The organism is Peribacillus sp. YIM B13472 (genome assembly GCF_042788005.1).
Classification (GTDB): Bacteria; Bacillota; Bacilli; order Bacillales; family DSM-1321; genus Peribacillus; species Peribacillus simplex_E.
The window spans coordinates 59,084-77,929 of the sequence record NZ_JBHZPG010000010.1; the positions used below are offsets into that span (position 1 = coordinate 59,084).

14 protein-coding genes and 2 other annotated features (1 of these 16 running past the window's edge) are annotated in these 18,846 nt (G+C 42.2%); of the genes, 6 read left to right on the forward strand and 8 right to left on the reverse strand.

Annotated features, from left to right (window positions below; genetic code table 11):
• The first annotated feature begins 17 nt into the window (after positions 1-17).
• A complete protein-coding gene (locus tag ACFX4I_RS10450; protein ID WP_214770540.1) occupies positions 18-719 on the forward strand; it encodes a FadR/GntR family transcriptional regulator in 702 nt (233 codons plus the stop codon).
• Positions 720-1,114: 395 nt separating this feature from the next.
• Here ACFX4I_RS10450 and ACFX4I_RS10455 read toward each other — a convergent pair whose 3' ends face one another.
• A complete protein-coding gene (locus tag ACFX4I_RS10455) occupies positions 1,115-1,873 on the reverse strand; it encodes an SDR family oxidoreductase (RefSeq protein ID WP_214794873.1) in 759 nt (252 codons plus the stop codon).
• 190 nt (positions 1,874-2,063) lie between these two features.
• Here ACFX4I_RS10455 and ACFX4I_RS10460 point away from each other — a divergent pair, with 190 nt between their 5' ends.
• Positions 2,064-2,681: a TetR/AcrR family transcriptional regulator gene (locus tag ACFX4I_RS10460; protein ID WP_377420436.1), complete on the forward strand. Its 618-nt coding sequence runs from the start codon at positions 2,064-2,066 to the stop codon at positions 2,679-2,681.
• Positions 2,682-2,709: 28 nt separating this feature from the next.
• On the opposite strand, the gene ACFX4I_RS10465 is transcribed toward ACFX4I_RS10460, so the two are convergent.
• Both ACFX4I_RS10465 and ACFX4I_RS10470 read right to left on the reverse strand, forming a co-directional pair.
• Positions 2,710-3,414 carry an alpha/beta fold hydrolase gene (locus ACFX4I_RS10465; protein ID WP_377420438.1) on the reverse strand — a complete coding sequence of 235 codons (705 nt, stop codon included), beginning with the start codon at positions 3,412-3,414 and terminating at the stop codon, positions 2,710-2,712.
• Between the two features lie 158 nt (positions 3,415-3,572).
• A complete protein-coding gene (locus tag ACFX4I_RS10470) occupies positions 3,573-4,475 on the reverse strand; it encodes a LysR family transcriptional regulator (protein ID WP_230302044.1) in 903 nt (300 codons plus the stop codon).
• A 121-nt stretch (positions 4,476-4,596) separates the two neighbouring features.
• Between ACFX4I_RS10470 and ACFX4I_RS10475 the strand changes: the two genes are divergently transcribed.
• On the forward strand, positions 4,597-6,600 hold the full coding sequence (locus ACFX4I_RS10475) for a YhgE/Pip family protein (RefSeq protein WP_377420440.1): 2,004 nt from the start codon (positions 4,597-4,599) through the stop codon (positions 6,598-6,600).
• A 172-nt stretch (positions 6,601-6,772) separates the two neighbouring features.
• Here the strand turns inward: ACFX4I_RS10475 and ACFX4I_RS10480 are convergent, their stop codons facing one another.
• Positions 6,773-8,221 carry a DHA2 family efflux MFS transporter permease subunit gene (locus ACFX4I_RS10480; RefSeq protein WP_230302055.1) on the reverse strand — a complete coding sequence of 483 codons (1,449 nt, stop codon included), beginning with the start codon at positions 8,219-8,221 and terminating at the stop codon, positions 6,773-6,775.
• A 257-nt stretch (positions 8,222-8,478) separates the two neighbouring features.
• On the opposite strand from ACFX4I_RS10480, the gene ACFX4I_RS10485 reads away from it, so the two are divergent.
• Both ACFX4I_RS10485 and ACFX4I_RS10490 read left to right on the forward strand, forming a co-directional pair.
• Positions 8,479-9,375: a TetR/AcrR family transcriptional regulator gene (locus ACFX4I_RS10485; RefSeq protein WP_377420442.1), complete on the forward strand. Its 897-nt coding sequence runs from the start codon at positions 8,479-8,481 to the stop codon at positions 9,373-9,375.
• A 143-nt stretch (positions 9,376-9,518) separates the two neighbouring features.
• The gene (locus ACFX4I_RS10490) at positions 9,519-11,192 is read left to right on the forward strand and encodes a ribonuclease J (protein ID WP_230302047.1); all 1,674 of its coding nucleotides are present in this window, start codon (positions 9,519-9,521) and stop codon (positions 11,190-11,192) included.
• Positions 11,193-11,249: 57 nt separating this feature from the next.
• Here ACFX4I_RS10490 and ACFX4I_RS10495 read toward each other — a convergent pair whose 3' ends face one another.
• From ACFX4I_RS10495 to ACFX4I_RS10505, 3 genes are all read right to left on the reverse strand, one after another.
• Complete coding sequence (locus tag ACFX4I_RS10495; protein ID WP_377420444.1) at positions 11,250-12,668, reverse strand: amino acid permease; 1,419 nt, start codon at positions 12,666-12,668, stop codon at positions 11,250-11,252.
• Positions 12,669-12,786: 118 nt separating this feature from the next.
• Complete coding sequence (locus tag ACFX4I_RS10500) at positions 12,787-13,419, reverse strand: LysE family transporter (protein WP_309518546.1); 633 nt, start codon at positions 13,417-13,419, stop codon at positions 12,787-12,789.
• A 150-nt stretch (positions 13,420-13,569) separates the two neighbouring features.
• Positions 13,570-14,802 (reverse strand): MFS transporter, encoded by a 1,233-nt coding sequence (locus ACFX4I_RS10505; RefSeq protein ID WP_377420446.1) that lies wholly within the window; start codon positions 14,800-14,802, stop codon positions 13,570-13,572.
• A gap of 317 nt (positions 14,803-15,119) precedes the next feature.
• Here ACFX4I_RS10505 and ACFX4I_RS10510 point away from each other — a divergent pair, with 317 nt between their 5' ends.
• On the forward strand, positions 15,120-15,746 hold the full coding sequence (locus tag ACFX4I_RS10510; RefSeq protein ID WP_230302051.1) for a LysE family transporter: 627 nt from the start codon (positions 15,120-15,122) through the stop codon (positions 15,744-15,746).
• 690 nt (positions 15,747-16,436) lie between these two features.
• On the opposite strand, the gene thrS is transcribed toward ACFX4I_RS10510, so the two are convergent.
• Positions 16,437-18,344 carry a threonine--tRNA ligase gene (gene thrS / locus ACFX4I_RS10515; protein ID WP_377420556.1) on the reverse strand — a complete coding sequence of 636 codons (1,908 nt, stop codon included), beginning with the start codon at positions 18,342-18,344 and terminating at the stop codon, positions 16,437-16,439.
• Between the two features lie 60 nt (positions 18,345-18,404).
• Positions 18,405-18,626 (reverse strand) — a binding site (T-box leader).
• Between the two features lie 31 nt (positions 18,627-18,657).
• Positions 18,658-18,846: a binding site (T-box leader), on the reverse strand (it continues 35 nt past the right edge of the window).

Below are 18,846 nucleotides of genomic sequence, written 5' to 3' on the forward strand. Positions count from 1 at the left end.
AGAAAAGGGGTTACACAATGGAAGAATCGTCAAAGAAATTAGGCGTACAATCGGTACATCGCAACACTCTTTCACAACAAGTCGTGGATCAAATCGTGCATCTGCTCGTCACCGGACAAATGAAAGCGGGCGACAAACTGCCTCCTGAAATGGAACTTATGAAAGAACTTGAAGTAAGCCGGCCTGTTTTACGGGAGGCGCTCAGTGCACTTGATACACTAGGTGTCATTACACGGAAAACGCGCGAAGGAACCTTTTTTAACGATAAAATCGGTACACATCCATTCTCTGTCATGCTGGCGCTGGCTACGGATAATTTACCAGCGATCATCGAAGCGCGAATGGCATTGGAATTGGGATTGGTAACAATGGCTGCCGAGAAGATCACAGACGAACAACTGGAGAAACTGCAAGTTACGATTGACACGATTGCCAATAGTGAAGACAACGATTATGGAGAGGCCGATAAAGAATTCCACAAGATCATTGCTTTAAGTGCGAACAATCCCATTATTGAAGGGATGATCGATTCCTTATTGATTACCCATAATAAAATAAATAGCCTGATACAATTCAGGGAACGGGAACTGACTGTAAAGTATCATAAAGCCATCTATGCGGCACTTGCAGCACATGATCCACATGAAGCATTCAGTCAAATGTACAAGCACCTTGATTACGTCCGTCAGAAAGTCCTTCAATATTCCCACGCAAATTAATATATCGTTTGTGTGGAAGGAAGAAGGAAGTACGCAGCAAACTAATGGATCACTCAATGATCCAATTTCATAGGGAAAGTGGATTTTTACAGGGAACCTATTTTGCTTCCAAGATTTCAGAGTTCAACTTATCTTTTAAATCCAATTGATAGCATAATTATTTTTGAGAAAAACTGGATAGTAGTTGAACTATCCAGCCCCCACTTATCCACTTTCGATTGAAATGAAAATGTTCCCCGATGAAGTCGAAACCCTCCTCTTGCAAATTGTTGGCTAACCACAATCCCCATCCAATGATCCTGCCAAGCTCCACTCAAAAAAATGCATCCCTGCTTACTAGCAGGAATGCATGTATCAGTCCCAAGGTCTTGACCATCCTCTTTTTAATTTACTGCTTAATATGCACTCCAACCAGCATCTGCCGTGATGACAGTACCATTAACAAAACTGGAATCGTCAGAGGCAAGGAACAAAGCCACTTTAGCGATTTCCTCAGGTTTGCCATTGCGTGGATTGATGGCCATACCCAATTGTTGGCGAGAGATGCCGAACTCATTGATATTCGTCATGCTGGAACCGATATTGGTTTCAACTCCGCCTGGTGCTATTGCATTGCAGCGAATCCCTTTATTGGCATACATGAAGCCCGTGTTTTTTGTGAACCCAACCACTGCGTGTTTAGAGGCAGTGTATGCTGCGCCTGCTCGAGCACCGTACAAACCGCCAGCAGAAGCAATATTGATGATGACCCCTTTTTGTTTTTCTAAAAAGATCGGCAATACCTTTCTAGTCGAACGCATGACGCTTGTCGTGTTAATGGCAAAAATCCGATCCCATCTAGAATCTTCAATGTCTCCAGCAGGTTCCATGCCATCCATAATACCCGCGTTATTCACCAAAATATCCACCGTACCATACGTACTGACCGTGGTATCGATCAAATGTTGAATATCTTCCTCCACCGCTACGTTCGTTTTAATGGCAAAGGCCATTCCGCCATTCGCTTTTATTTCTTCCACCGTCTCGTTCGCACCATCAAGATTTAAATCCGATACGACGACTTTAGCCCCTTCTCTAGCATAATCTATAGCAATTTGTTTCCCCATGCCAGATGCTGCGCCTGTCACTACTGCAACTTTGTCTTGTAATTTCATTTGAACTCCCCCATTCACTCTAGTGAAGTGATACTTATTGTACAGATGTTCATTAACTAACTTCCTTTATAGTATAATTAGTTTCAATAGGCTTATACAATCAGCAAATGATGACCTCGATGTTGAACAATGAACAGAAAGTGTTCATTATGTTCATTAAAAGTACAATAACGAACAAAGGGTGAAGAAAATGTCCAATAATAACACTGGGATTGATAGGAGGATCAGGAAATCCAAACTGGCTTTGAAAGATTCTCTCATATCATTAATGCAACACAAGGATTTCAGGGAAATATCGATTACTGACATTGTAGAACGCGCCGACCTTAATCGGGGTACATTTTACAAACACTATCAGTACAAAGAGGAACTGCTTGAAGAAGTCATGGAGGATGTAATTGCCGATTTGATCCTATCTTACCGGGAACCTTATAAAAACGTTGAAACTTTCACCATCAATGAACTAACGGCTTCAGTGATCAAAATATTTGAACATGTAGCTAATTATGCAAACATTTATACCCTTATCCTAAAGTCGAATGCATGGCCTAAATTACTGGAAAGGATTTGTAATGAATTAAAGAAACTTCCATTGGAGGACCTGGAAGATTACCGGCCGAACCCTAAGATCAATAAAGAACTTGCCTCCAGTTACCAAGCATATGCGATATTAGGCATGATCATCGAATGGGTCAACACCGGCTTTACATACAGTGCTGACTATATGGCTGAACAGTTACTGGAAATCATTAATAATAAATCGGTACATGCCGTCTTTAAAATAAACCATACATTTAAGCAGGAATAAGAGGGCTGCAGTCGGCAACCCTCCAATCTCATGAATGCGCCTGCCCTTTTGAAAGAAACCTTGTTACGGCAGCCAAGAAAGCTGATAAATTATCTTCATGCACAAAGTGTCCTGCATCCTCTATCGTCACCAATTCGCAATTCGGAATAAGCTCGGAAACTTCCTGCAATTTATTTTGGGGTATATGGCTCGACCCGCCCCCTATAACAAGCGTCGGCATCATAATATCAGTAAGACGTGCCCACCATTCGGGATCGGGTTCATTAAGCTGCTGGATTATCGAAGGCACTACCTGCCAATCAAATGGCAGAGGGCCAGAAGGTTGGGAAGGAACCTCAATTGGTTCATCCGAGAAAGGTGGAGGCGTATCTTCGACAATCAACCTATCTATCCTCGAAGGAAAAGTTTGCGAGAAAAGATAGGAAACTGTTCCCCCCATGGAATGCCCTATTAGCGAAAATCTTCCCAAATTCAGCGCATCCGCAAAATGAAGCAAATCATCGCACATCAATTCGAAAGTGTATGTATTGGTTCTCGCACTCCCACCGTGTCCCCGTTGATCTAAAGCTAATACACGATAATTTTCTCCTAATGCAGCAGCCACTTGATCCCATGACTCTGCACTTTTACCCAGTGCGTGAAGAACAACAAGCGGCGGTGCAGAAACATCCCCGCTCTCCCGGTATTGAAACGTGTGTCCATTCAATACAATTTGATTAACCCGTATTTCCATCTCCATTCATCTCCTAGGATCGGAATTGATCATTTTGAACCCGATCAATTTAAGAAAAACCTCCTAAAATACTATGTTCTCTATAATTAAATTATACTTTTTATGCCTTCACACCTTTTATTCCGGCCTACATCCGATTATTTAGACCTTCACCACTTTTATTCATCCTTTGGTCTGGCGGAGTTGGCGGCAGCGAAGTAATCCATGACAAATAACCTAAATTGCTTGGCTACTGGGGTAAAGTAGCGTTTTTCTGACCAGCCGAGCCCTATTGTTCTTTGACAAGCAGGTTCGGTTATCCGGATTTTATGGGATAATGACCCGGTTTGATGGAGCCATGTCAATTCGGATACGAAGGCGACTCCCAACCCTTTCCTGACAAGGTCCGAGATGACAGCAGGTTCATCTCCTTCAAATGCGATGTGCTGGACGAATCCCGCTTCAAGGCAAAATTGGTCGGTGAGGCTGCGGAACCCGAAGCCTGTGTTCATGCTGATGAATGGTTCATCTTTCACTTCTTGGAGTGTAATGCTTTCCCTTCCTGCCAACCGGTGATTGGGAGGCACGATCAAGTATATTTCTTCGGTGATCAGCGGTTCCCACTTTAAGTCTGGGCCTTCAATCGGAACGGATGATATGCAATAATCGATTTCTCCTTCAATTAGAAGCTGCTTCATGGATGATATGGATTTTAGGAATTGTTGAAAACGGACATCTGGGTATTGAGATAAAAATGTACCCAATAAATCAGGCAGGACCCTGGGAATGGTAACGGCCAAAGTGATGTTCTTTTGGTCTTGATCCGTTAATTCCACTATTTCGCGCCTCCCTTCATTCAGTTCCGCAAAAGCGCGTTCAACACGGTTCAAGAAAATTCGTCCGGCTTCATTAAGCTTGATTTTCCGGTGTTCCCTATCGAACAGTGCGACTCCCAAATCCTCTTCAAGCCGGGATATGGTTTTACTGAGAGATGGCTGAGCAATCTGAAGTTGTTCCGCAGCCTTCGTCATATGTTCCAGCCGTGCTACGGTTTGAAAGTACTGCAGCTGTAATATTTCCATTCTTCCACTCTTTTCACATAGATTTAAATCTATTATTACATAATCAATTATGTATTATACAGTATCTAAAAAAGCCATTATGATGAAATAATCTCTTAGTTAGAAAGGGCAGGCTCAAATAATGAAAGGTTTACAACTTGTATTTCAAGATATAAAAGCAATGTGGAAACATAAACACGGGAGAATCGCCTTGATTTTCCTTTTGGTCGTTCCATTGATTTACTCAGGTTTCTTCCTGGCAGGATATTGGAACCCTTATGGGAAGTTGGATCAGCTTCCTGTAGCAGTGGTCAATCTCGATAATGGTTCGGAAATGGACGATAAGCCAGTCGAGGCTGGAGATGATTTCGTTGAACAATTGAAAAAGCAGAAAGAATTGGATTTTCACTTTGTCACGGCAAAGGAGGCAAATACGGGTCTTAAAGAAGGTACCTATTATATGGTTGTCACGATTCCAAAAGATTTTTCGGAAAATGTCACGACTTTAATGGATAAAAAACCGGAAACGGCTAAACTTTTGTATACTGTCAATCCAGGTAAGAACTTTGTTGCCTCACAAATCAGCTCTACTGCTGTTGAAAAAATGACGGCAAAAATCAACGCAAGCATTACGAAGGTCTATTCTGAGGGCATCCTTTCGAAATTCCAGGACGTTTCTAACGGCTTGGCGGATGCCGGGGATGGAGCGGAAACGCTTCATCAAGGAACGGCGGATGCGAAAAGCGGCAGCGAGAAATTGAATGATGGCATCCAGGATTTGAATGATGGCGCCCAGAAGCTGCAAACAGGAAGCACCAAGCTCTTGGATGGACAAGAAGCCTTAGCGGATGGTGCGAAAGGATTAACATCAGGTTCCCAGAACTTGCATTCTGGCATGAAGCAGCTATCTGATGCACATGACTCATTGGAAAATGGAATGAATGAAGTAAGTAAGGGTGTTAAGAACTGGTCAGCCGGAAATGCACTATTGATGCAAGGGCAAGAACAGGCTGCCGATACAGCGAATACTCTAAAAAAACAATTGGATGCCTATATGAAAAGTCATCCTGATGCAATAAAGGATCAAGACTTCAAGCAAATCGTTGCCCTGTCAGTTGGTTTATCCGAAGCAGCCACCACTTTACATGCCAATCAAAAGCAATTGGGCGAAGGTGCTGCCAAAGTGGCTGATGGACAAGAAACCGTTCAAACCGGGATGAATGCTTTTGGTGATAAAATGGCACAAGCTACCTCGGGTGCCAAGCAATTAAACGAGGGTTCTGAAGAATTGGCGAATGGATTATTTCAATGGAAAAATGGTTTCTCCACTTTACATGCCGGAATCGATTCGCTAGCCGGCGGAAGCAGCCAGCTAGCCAGTGGATCGAAGGAACTCCAAGACGGACTGGCTTCACTGGAAACGGGTTCAAGCAAATTATCCACCAAGCTTCATGAAGCTGCCGATAAAACGGCCAGTCTTCAGTACGACGATTCGACAACTTCGATGTTCTCTGAACCCGTAAAATTGGTCCAATCCAATTTATCTGAAGTACCTAACTACGGAACCGGGATTGCTCCTTATTTTCTGTCATTGGCCTTTTATGTAGGCGGCATCATGGCTTCCAATATCTTGCCGCTTGGCCGCAGGCAGAATCTTAAGGTTACCGGAACCGTTCATTTCACGAATAAATTAATGCTGGTATATGTAATCGGCTTGATACAGGCACTTCTAGTGGATGCAGTCGTCCTTCTTGGATTCCATTTACACGTCGCCAGTGTCCCTGTATTCATTCTATCAAGCATCATCGTTTCATTTACCTTCATGACATTCATTCTTATGTTGGTGACCGTATTCGGAGTGGTCGGGAAATTTGCAGCCGTGACCCTTCTCGTGTTCCAATTGGCGACCTGCGGCGGAACATTCCCAGGCGAACTGGGCATGTCATTATTGACGAAAATCGGTCAATTTTTACCTATGGCCCACTCATTAAAGGAACTTCAAGAGGTCATCTCATTAGGCGGCTGGGAAAGCTTACGAACGCAGATTTGGATCTTGCTTGCCTATCTCGTTTCTGCAGCGATCATTGGCTGGATAGCCAGTCATATCCAGCATGCAAAAGTAACTTCAGAGGAAGTGACATCTTGATGTAAAAAAGCGCAGTGCAAATGGCACTGCGCTTTTTTTATATACAAGTGAAAATCACCGGGGAAAACATACTGATTGATAAGTGGGTCGAATTAAAGTCGGCTGAACTTAAAAGAAAAAGCCCTATGCTGCCTGATATATTCAGGTGGCATAGGGCTTTTTCTTGTTTCCTTTAAGCGGTTTGATCTTTTTTCATAGCTGGTTTTTCTTCAGCCGGCCATGCACGCTTAATGAATAATGTCAGAATCAGTGCCACAGCAGCAATGAAGGTGGATACAAAGAAGGAGAAGTTAATTCCATCGAGCATCGCCTGCATCCCGATTTGGGCCTGCATTTGTTCCATCATCTCAGCAGTGGGCTGGCTTGTTAATTTGCTCATCGCCTTGGTCATTAAATCCTCACCGGAAGAAGCGGCATGGTTTGACATGACCGTAACAAGCAATGCTGTACCGATTGCGCCTGAAATCTGGTTCAGCGTGTTATTCATGGCTGTACCATGCGGGTTCATACGGGCTGGCAGCGAGTTCAATCCATTTGTCATGATCGGCATCATGGCCATGGACAAACCGAATAAACGGACGGAATACAGAATCACAATATGTGTATAAGAAGTATCCATTGTTAATTTACTGAAGAAATACGTCGTCACCACAGTAATAAACAAACCGGTTGAAGCAAGTATGCGCGCACCGAATTTATCGAAGAGCTTACCGGTAACCGGTGACATGAGGGCCATCAATAGTGCACCGGGCAGCATCAATAATCCTGAATCGAATGGTGAAATTCCGCGGACCGTTTGTGTATACATCGGCATTAAGATCATCGCCGAGAACATGGCCATATTCAACACGATTGAAATCGTTGCAGATAAGGCGAACATCGGATGTTTGAAGATCCTGAATTCAAGCATTGGCGTTTCCATTTTCAGCTGGCGTGTAATGAAAAGGATCAGGGAAATGGCACCGACAATCAATGTTCCATATACCCAAGGGCTATCCCAGCCTTTGCTGCCTGCCGAACTAAATCCATAAAGCAAGCCGCCAAAGCCTAAGCTTGAAAGAATGACCGATAATTTATCAATTTTAATATCGACTTTTTCCTTTTTGTCTTTAAGTTTAAAGAAGCCGAGAATAAGCACTAGTAAAGCAAGCGGGGTGATGAAGTGGAATAGCATTCTCCAATCATAATGTTCGATGATCCAGCCTGAAAGCGTCGGCCCGATTGCAGGGGCAAACATCATGACTAAACCGAATAATCCCATTGCCGAGCCCCGTTTTTCAACAGGGAATGCAGTTAAAAGCACGTTCATTAATAACGGCATCATAATGGCAGAACCTGCAGCCTGAACCATACGTGCGCTCAATAATAGCGGGAATGTATGCGCTACACCTGCAACGATCGTCCCGATTGAGAATAACAGCATGGCTGTCAGGAACAGATTACGTACCGAATATTTTCTTATTAAGAAGGCTGTTGTCGGAATCATGATTCCGTTCACGAGCATATAGCCCGTTGTCAGCCATTGAACTGTGGAAGTCTCGATTCCAAGGTCTGTTTTGATTGATGGCAGTGCAATATTTAAAAGGGTTGAATTCAGTATCGCTATAAACGCCCCGACCATCAGTATGGCCAAAATGCCATACGAACCCTTTTTTTCATTTGTTTGTGCAGTACTCACTTTTTATCTATTCCTCCATTCAAACTATTGGTTCATTTAATTAGACGAGCGGTATATTCCAAACTCACAAAATCAATAATATACCCCCAGTTCATTTTTTGCAATAAAAATTTACTGGTTTAAATAAGGGTTTGTGCTGTGATTAAAAATAGAGTACGATTACATTTATACAAGCAGTATAATGAAAATAAGGTGATATGATGAATAATCGAAGGCAGAATGTCATCGATACGGCTCATAAGCTGTTTATTGACAAGGGCTACCAAGCCACGTCCATCCAGGACATTTTAGACGGCAGCGGAATTTCAAAAGGTACATTTTATAATTATTTCCCTTCCAAGGGTGAATTATTTATAGCCATTTTCCGTTCCTTCTATACAAAGATTCGCCATGACCGGGAAAAACTGTTGATTGGTCAAGATTCCGCCGATATTGATATTTTCATCCAGCAGCTCGAACTGCAGATGATGGTGAACAAGCAAAGCAAATTGCTTATCCTGATCGAAGAAGTCCGTGTTTCCAACGATGAAGAATTAAAACAATTCATCAATAACACGCTATTGTTGAGCATACGCTGGATGTATAACCGTTTTCTCGATATATTCGGGGAAAGCAAAAAACCCTATCTTTTAGATAGCGTCATTATCTTCCATTCGATGATGACCCACATGAATCATTTTAGTTATCGTGCTAATGCCGCCGGTACACCGGATATACAAATTATCCGTTATTGCATGAACCGCATAGTCCATTTAATCAATGAAGTGGCTGAAAGCGGGGAACAGATCATTGATCCGGAACTAATGGATACGTGGTTTCCAAACTTTACAAACCACCTTGATTCTTGCCATAATGATTTGCTTCATTCCACCACGGAATTGAAAAAAGGGATAAACAAGGCTTTGCCTTGCGAGGAAGATCGAACAAGAGCCATTGAATTGGTCGACTTTATCCAAGATGAGCTGATGCAGTCCGACAAGCCGCGAAAATTCTTGATCGAAAGTTTGCTGCTCACTTTGAAGACTGGATATGCATCACAGGTCCAAGCATGCATTGAGACTTTTGAAGAAAGCATCAATTCTTGCTTGAGCCGTTGAAGATTGGAGATACACACACCTGCCGATAACGGTAGGTGTTTTTTTATGGCTTTTTGAATTTTCCCTGTTTAAAAAAGAGTTGGTTTTATAAAAGGGACCTAAGGAAACACTATCCTTATCATCATAAAGGGAGGTCTATCTACTTGAGTGTGAAAGAGAATGCTTTGTCCATACTGGCTCTGGGCGGAGTGAATGAAATCGGTAAAAACATGTATGTGGTTCAATATTCTAACGATATCATCATTATTGATTGTGGTGCAAAATTTCCTGATGAAAGTTTATTAGGAGTCGATTTGATCATTCCCGATATTTCCTTTCTTCAGGAGAATAAGGAGAAGATTCGCGCCTTAATTGTGACTCATGGGCATGAAGATCATATTGGCGGGATTCCCTATTTCTTAAAAAAATTGAATGTACCCATTTATGCCACACGTTTAACACTTGGTTTGATTGAATTGAAGTTAAAAGAACATCACCTTTTGGGTGATACGGAATTAATCCAGATCGATTCGGATTCCAGGTTGGAATTTGGGGAGATGGTTCTGGACTTTTTCAAAACGAATCATAGTATACCCGATTGCCTTGGGGTTACCATGCATACGCCAGAAGGTACGGTCGTTCATACAGGGGACTTTAAGTTTGACTTGACTCCCATGAATGATCAGTATCCCGATATTCATAAAATGGCCAAAATCGGGAGTGAAGGTGTACTGGTTTTATTATCTGAAAGCACGAACGCTGAACGTCCCGGCTCAAGCCCATCGGAGCATCTGGTTGGCAGCCATATTGAAGAAGCCTTCATGCAGGCAAAACAGAAAGTCATTCTTTCGACCTTCGCCTCAAATGTCAATCGCGTTCAACAAGTTGTGAACGCTGCACAGAAGACAAACCGGAAACTCGCCCTGATTGGACGAAGCATGGTGAACGTCGTATCCGTTGCCATTGAACGCGGCTACCTCGAGGTTCCTGATGGGATGCTTATCCAACCGCAAGAAGTGGATAATTATGCTCCTGAAAGGGTCGCGGTTTTATGTACAGGAAGTCAAGGAGAACCATTTGCTGCCCTTTCTCGCCTTTCCAGCTCGAATTATCGGGATATGAGTATATTGCCTGATGATACAGTGATTCTTGCCTCCACTCCAATACCCGGAAATGAACGGGATGTTTCACGTATCATCGACAACCTGTTTCAACTTGGTGCCAAAGTCATTTACGGTTCTGGGACTGTAACGGGCATGCATGTTTCCGGACATGCCTATCAGGAAGAGTTAAAGCTCATGCTTACCCTGATGAAACCTAAGTATTTCATACCAATCCACGGTGAGTATCGGATGTTGCACCAGCATCGATTACTAGCTGAGTCTGTCGGGGTGGAGAAGGACCATACTTTCATCATCAATAACGGCGATGTGGTGGATATTGAAAACTCCGTTGCCCGTCAAACGAGAAAGGTGGCTGCAGGCAATACCTTTGTTGATGGTGTTGGTGTTGGTGATGTTGGAGAAATCGTTCTGCGGGACCGTAAGCAGCTTTCCGAAGATGGAATGCTCGTGATCGTCATAACACTAAGCAAGACGGAAAGAAAAATAGTATCAGGACCCGATACCATTTCCCGGGGATTTGTTTATGTTCAAAATTCCGAGGACCTCCTTAGACATGTGAACCGTCTTGTCACGAAAACGGTCAACGACTTACAAAGTGAAAAAATATACCGGTGGAACGTCATTAAGCAAACAATAAAGAAGGAACTTGGGCAATATCTCTTTACTCAAACTAAGAAAAAACCAATGATCCTTCCGATCATCATTGAGGTTTAGCGCCAATTCGAAAGCACACAAAAAGGAACTCGACTTCGTATAGTCGAGTTCCTTTTTTTAATCAAGCCCTGATTTACTCGCTTTTGCGGCCATCGCCTTGTTCTTATTCCAAACCTTGAACTTCATGAAAACCGCGGCAAGACCGATGATCACGATGAATAAAAGGCTGATGAAAAACCCTGGACGTATCTCTTTTTCAAGCAGGGTGCCACTTACGGCGGCTAAAATTAAAAGAAGTCCGAAGATGGCCGTAATCTTACTCCAAACCTTATTTTCCAAGATTTTGAAAGAAGAGAGAATGATGAATGCCCAGTTATACAAAAGTAATATTCCAGCAGATGTTGTAATGTATTCATAAATCTTGCCTGGCAGGAGCAAGGCAGTGATGATTGATCCTAAAAGTCCCAATGCTCCAAGGCCCAGTGAGGGCAGTGGAAGGTCCTTGAATTTCTTGATCTTTTGCATGAATAATGCGGGTGCATTCCCATCATCGGAGAGCGTTACCAATAGATTGGTTACACCAAATAATGAAGCTGTCATCGTCGAGAAACCGGCAATGATGATCGCACCATTAAAAACGTGCGGGAAAAATGCCAGGTGATAACTGTCCAATGCCGAAACGAATGGGCTTTCTTTTTCACTGAATGCTCCTAACGAAATCATGGTTACGGCTAACCCTAATGAAACAACATATATGATAGTAAGAACCAAGAGCATGATCGTCCCTGCCTTTGGCGCATCTTCCTTCTTTTTAAGCTGCATCGCCATCAGTCCAATGACCTCAATGCCGCCAAACGCATAAAAGGCATAGATAAGGGATGTCCAAAACCCTTTTAGCCCTTTTGGAAATAATTCATTGAACTTATTCGGAAATGATGGCGGTTTCCCTCCATCAAGACCAAACCAGCCGAAAACGGCACATATTGCAATAATGATAAACATTACGATCGCTGCCGTCTTAATTATCGCAAGTATGTTTTCCACTCTGTCGAACCCTTTTGTTCCCAGCAATACCACCACGATCGAAACAATTGCAAAACCGGATGCAAATAGCCACAGCGGTACTTTTGGGAACCAAAATTGTGATAATAGCGAAAGCGCAGTAAGCTGGCTACCCATGATCAATATATTGGAGGACCAATAATTCCAGCCACAGCTAAAGCCAGCCCATCGTCCAAATGCTTTATTGGCATAATAACAAAAAGAACCCTCTTGAGGATCGGCAGCCGTCATCTTCGCAAGCAGATTATAAACGATGTAAGTACCTAGTGCAGCCATTACAAATGAAAATACAATGGACGGTCCCGTCGTTTTAATCCCAATGGTCGAACCGAGGAAATACCCTGTACCGATCGTACAGCCCACACCGACCAATGATAACTGCCACCATTTCATATCGCCTTGTTGTTCACCAGATGCTTTGGAATTTTGAGCAGCCTTCCCTTTCGCTGAACTGCAATTGGCTTTTGTTGTCATAACAATCCCCCCTTCCATCATTCATAGTGTTGATAATGCCACAATGAATTATGCAAGGAAGAAGTTTACCGAATGATATCCGAATAAGAATTGAAATGATATGTAATGTACGTAAGCATTATGATACGATGGCAGAAATGCCTTGAAAAGCAAAATAAACACCAAAGCCGATCAAAGATAATCCAGAGATGATCGAAATGGCCATTAAGCTTTTTTCATTTAAAAACCTGCGAAATCCATTCGTTAATGCAGCCATAAAAAAATCCCAGCAGGTAAGACCAAGAAAAATCATCCCGCTATAGATGAAAAGTTGGGAGGTCCCATAACTTGAAGCCGTTTTAGCTAAAACAGATCCATATATCCCCAACCAGAATAAAATGGATAATGGACTGGTTACTGACATGATGAATCCGGTCAAAAAACAGGAAATTAAAGAATCTCTATTCCTGTATTGATTTAATAATATCGTATTAACTCGTATAACACTTTCGACCCCAGAATAAATAAGCACAAATCCGCCAAAAAGCCATAGAAAGATCTGGACAAGCGGAATTTCTAAAAACCGTACCATACCCACATATACTAAAATCATGAACAAGGCATCTGCAATCATCGACCCTGCCCCAACGATCCAGGCATGCCAAAACCCGTTCTTGATTCCTTTATCGATACGAGCGGAATTCACTGGACCGATCGGTGCTGCAAGGGTCAGTCCTAAGAAAAAGTAACTCAACAGTAAATGTACACTCAAAATGCATCACTCCTTCGAGCTGGTTCATAACTTGTACATTCTATGTGCCCCCCCCCTCCTATAACCTCATCCCCCAAAAAATTTTGCATGTTACAAACAAAAAAAGCCTGGGAAAGCCCGGCTTTTTCGGAGAATTTCTATTGAAGCCTATTAGGCAGCAGCTTCTTTTTTGTCTGAACTAATGAATTTCAAAACAATCAGGACGATGCCTATGCCAATGATCCCTGTAATGATATAGCTCAAATTGAGATGATTTTTCATGACAAGGGACATGACCGGAGGGCCTGCCGCAACTCCGATGAACCTAGATGACATGTAGAAGGAGGTTATCGTTCCACGCTGTTCCTTTTTTATATTTTGAGTGATGATGGCGTCGAGTGTCGGCAATAACGCACCAATTGCTATGCCAACCAAACTTGTTACGAGTAATAAAAGGAAAACTTTGTTTTTTGTAAAACCGACAAATACAAGGCTGATTGAAAGGACCGCTATGCTGATCATGATGATCTTTTTCATGATTGGTAATTCACCCTTGATTTTCTTCCCGGCAACATAAGAAGACACACAAAGGAAAAATAGCGGGATCGCTATCACTAAACCTTTTTTGATTCCATGCAAATCATGGATTTTTTCCAGATTATCAGACAAAAAGAAAAGAATACCAAACAAAACCAACATGACAAATACACCAATCAGGAAAACTGTATATAACCATTTTCCTTCTTGCTTGAATATTTTTTTCGTATCATCCCAAAATTCTTTGAATTTCTTGGGTTCATCCTTTTCCTTTGGTACCTTTATAAAGAAAAAGACCAAGACAATAGATATTAAACTGAAGAATGAAATCGAGAAGAAAGGTAAAAACCAGATAAATGCAGCAAACAGGGAACCCAATATTGGACTAAGCACTTTCCCAAATGTATTCGAGGTTTCTATGATACCTAGACAAGAACTCGTTTTTTCATCATCATCCTTGTATAAATCCCCCACCAGTGGCAAAATGATGGGCGAAGCACCAGACGCCCCTATCCCCTGCAATACCCTCCCAATGATGATCCATGTATAGGGATTTTCCATTTTCCATGATGCATAACCTGCAACCAAGCCACCAATGAGGGCTAGGATCAGACTTGGCAGGATCACCATCTTCCGTCCGAATCGATCTGATAAATAACCTGCTATGGGAATTAAAAAAATGGATGCAACGGAATAGCTTGTTATCACCATGCTTGATTGAAATGAAGATATCCCCACCTTATCCTCGAAAATGGGCAAAACCGGGATAAGCATTGAATTTCCAAGTGTCATCACCAATGGAATCGATGCCATACTGATCAGGCACCACACGCTTACATCTTTATTCTGCTTCTCATGACCTTCCATACTTACACTCCTCATCCATTATAAAAGCAACTTATTGCATAAAAGGTAACCATTTGTGAAACCATTATGTTTTGCATCATTTTTTAGATGTCTTAAATTATTATGTTATAGCTTTGAAAGATTTATTCAGTAGCTCCTTACCCAAAATTACCCCTTTAGACCTTTAAAACAAAAAATTCTTCTCTTTTTTTACTGTAAGCGCAACCCGGAACATGCTTCACCATGTCCACTCAAAAAAGGACTAAAAAGGTGGTACAAGTCCAATTGTTTGAATACATTCAAATAAGCGAAGATGTATTAAACGATGAGGTGATGAATTGGGTGTTTTTTTCAGCTATGTATTATTAGGTTTATCACTGGCGGCTCCTATCGGTCCCATAAACGCTGCTCAATTGGACAAAGGAATCAAGAAGGGTTTTTGGCATGCCTGGGTTTTTGGCTGGGGTGCCATTTTAGCGGATTTTGTTTTTATAGCCCTAGTCTTTTTCGGTGTCGTCCACTTTTTGGACAGCTCCTTCATGAAGACATTTTTATGGCTTTTTGGATTTTTCGTCCTGACCTATACCGGAATCGAAAGTCTGCTAAGTGCAGGTAAGATTGAAGTGAATGCACGAAAAACGAAAGATTCCCTTTTTTCTTCATTCCTGACAGGATTCATCATGTCCCTTTCGAATCCTTTATCCATTTTGTTCTGGCTGGGGATTTATGGATCCATTCTTGCAAACTCCGCTTCAAAATATGATATGGATCATTTACTTTTTTACAGTTCAGGGATCCTTGTCGGCCTCTTAACCTGGGATTTCGCAATGGCCATCATCGCCAGCACCTTCAGACGCATTTTATCCAAACCCATTCTAATGGGCATCTCGATCATTTCGGGTATATCCCTAATAGGGATTGGCATTTACTTTGCCATCCAAGCAGCCAAGGTTTTATTTACATAAAGATTTTTAGGCGATGTAAGCATTTACTCGTGAGTTTTGAAGCTTTACTCGTGAATTTCACGCATTTACTCGTGAGTTTCACGCATTTACTCGTGAGTTTCACGCATTTACTCGGAATTTCATGCATTTACTCGTGAGTTTCACGCATTTACTCGTGAGTAAATCGCCTATATTATTGCCCATCTTTGTCCATGCCAGACACTTATCCCCTATTGTTCATAGCCTGAAAGGGTAAACACAAAGGTTAATACGATAATTCTTATGCTAATTTGCCTTATTATGATGACAGACTGCAAGTACAAACACTGGTTCCAGCAGCCACTATTCAGAGCGATTTAAACACAGGCCGACAAGGTCATTGTTTCAGAGGTTTTTGTGGTAACACCCAGCACACCTTTATTTTAATGAGGATAAATAAAGCTACTGGTACTGATACTCAGAAGGGTGGCATTCCAAATGAGGTTAATCATACAGATATAGTTGGATTACAATACCCAGGGTTTACCTGCCCTGGCGGTGGCCAACTTTTTCCAGCAGTTCATTCCGGGCGTTGGCTGGGTATGGATATGTAGATAGAAAAAAGACAGCCGATTATTCGGCTGTCTTTTTTTATCCAAACCTAATCCAAGGGGCATTTACTCGTGAGTTTCGTCCATTTACTCGTGAATTCCGGATTAGGCTGCGTTCTTGTTAGATGCTGCGTTCTTTTATTTGCTGGGCCATTTTCTTGATGAACGTTTCTATTGCGACATTTTCAACTTCTTGTTCCCCATATTTCCGGACATTCACTTCATTTTCTTTCTCTTCTTTATCTCCAAGAACCAGCATATATGGGATTTTCCCCATCTGAGCTTCCCTGACTTTATACCCCAGCTTTTCATTCCGATCATCAATTTTCACTCTTAGGCCTTGATTCTTCAGTTCTTTTTGAACCTTTAAACAATAATTCAAATGAACTTGTGAGACAGGGATGATCTGTACTTGCACCGGGGCAAGCCATATCGGAAAAGCACCGGCAAAGTGTTCTATCAGGATTCCGAAAAAACGATCGATCGATCCAAAAATGGCACGATGAATGACGACAGGACGAACTTTTTCATTATTTTCATCGATGTAAGTCAGATCAAATTTGTCGGGCATTTGAAAATCAAGTTGGATTGTTGCACATTGATGGCTTCGTTTTAATGCATCTTTAATATGAAAATCAATTTTCGGTCCATAAAATGCCCCGTCCCCTTCATTTACTTGATAATGTATCCCGATGCTTTCCAGAACATTTTTCAAGGCTGTTTCAGAAGCTTCCCAAAGGGAATCATCGCCCATTGAATCCTCTGGACGTGTCGAGAGCTCCACGGAATACTCGAATCCAAAAGTGCGGTACACCTTATCAATCAGATGAAACACTTGTTTAATTTCACTTTCGATTTGATCCTGCCGAACAAAGATGTGGGCATCATCCTGACAAAATGTACGGACACGCAGCATCCCGTTCAATGCACCGCTATATTCATGACGGTGGACTTGACCGAATTCGGCCATCCGGATGGGTAAATCCCTGTAAGAATAAAGACTGTTTTTGAAAATGAGCATATGACCCGGACAGTTCATTGGCTTCATCGCGAATTTTGTTTGATCCACCTCAGTGTAGTACATATTCTCATGGTAATGATCCCAGTGACCCGATTGTTCCCATAACCGCTGGTTCATCATGAAAGGAGTCCGAACTTCGTCGTAATCAGCTTCAGTCAGAAGCTCCCGCGAGAATTTCTCCAATTCATTTCTAACGATTTGCCCTTTCGGTAAATAAAACGGCATTCCAGGGGCTTCCTCCGAAAACATGAATAACTCCAACTGCTTCCCTAATTTACGGTGATCGCGTTTGGCCGCTTCTTCCAGGAATTCAAAGTGTTCCTGTAGATCCTTTTTCTTTCGAAATGCCACGCCATACACCCTTTGAAGAACTTCATTTTGATTGTCTCCCCGCCAATAGGCACCAGATACACGAGTCAATTTGAACGATTTTACAAATGATGTGGATGGAAGGTGCGGCCCTCTGCAAAGATCGACGAATTCCCCCTGTTGATAGAGCGTTAATTTTTCACCATTAGGGATGTTCTTTGCTATATCCAACTTGAATGACTCCCCTCTGCCCTCGAATAACTTCACAGCCTCTTCATAAGTCACTTCGATCCTTTTTATTTCCAGATTTTCACTTATGATATGTTCCATCTCTTTTTCAATAGCTTGTAGATCTTCTGGGCTCAAAGGATGGTCTAACTTAAAATCATAGTAAAAACCATCTTCCACAACTGGCCCCATTCCTAATTCCACATTTCGGTATAATCTTTTCACAGCCTGTGCCAAAACATGCGCCGATGTATGTCGTAATACTTGTAATCCTTCATCCGAATCCAGAGTCAAGATCGACAGTTCGGCATCCTCATTCAGCTTGTGACTTAAATCAACCAGTTGCTTATCCAGTTTTCCTGCTACTGCCTTTTTCCTTAAACTTGAGCTGATGGACCCTGCCACACTTTCCACTGTCATCCCTAGCGGATATTCCTTTTGCTGCCCATCCGGGAATTGAACTTTAATCATTTTTTCACCCATCACATAAACACCCCTTTTTAAGTAATAAAAAAACGCACTCATCCCTATGCAAGGGACGAGTGCGTTTACCCGTGGTTCCACCCAATTTCCCATAAGCAAGAAACACTCATGGCTCTGGAGCTTGTAACGCAGCTTAGACGATATCAGTTACTCTTGTTCACTGATATGGCTCAAAGGCGGTAAATCAGTTTCCTAAGCCAGGAAGTTCGCAGCTGTTCTTCCCTCTCTGAAGACCGTAAAAATGATTCATGTCCTTATCATGGCAATATTCTTATATATAAAAAAACGCACCCATCCCTAAGTAAGGGACGAGTGCGTTTATACCCGTGATTCCACCCAATTTCCCATAAGCAAGAAACACTCATGGCTCTGGAGCTTGTAACGCAGCTTAGACGATATCAGTTACTCTTGTTCACCGATATGGCTCAAAGGCGGTAAATCAGTTTCCTAAGCCAGGAAGTTCGCAGCTGCCCTTCCCTCTCTGAAGACC